Genomic DNA, 274 nt, shown 5'->3' on the forward strand with positions numbered 1-274 from the left:
GCCCTGTTCTGCACGATGCGGGAACTGGTGCGTTTTACAGTGGTCCTCATCGCGTGTTTGGTGCCATGGTCAACGAGCTGCGGGCCCGTGGCTCCGACTACCGGGCTATGCTGTGGCTACGCGATAACGCGCGGCGTGTATGGGACCTGATGGAACAGGATTTGCGTAACGGTTTCGGGGAACAGGAACTGGCAGAGGCCGGTATCGACCCGTCTAACTACTGGAAGGAGTTGAAATGATTTTTCGTGTTGGCGACGCTGTAGGCGTCTATGGC

Annotated in this window: 1 protein-coding gene; it reads left to right on the forward strand. The window is 57.7% G+C overall.

Going from position 1 to position 274, the window contains the following annotated elements; genetic code table 11:
* Positions 1-239, forward strand: a 239-nt coding sequence (locus AC1RPJ_RS08160; RefSeq protein ID WP_481762907.1) for a hypothetical protein, incomplete at its 5' end; no start/stop codon positions are given.
* Positions 240-274 lie beyond the last annotated feature (35 nt).

Source organism: Dellaglioa sp. CoH-57-MRSF-17 (assembly GCF_056782015.1).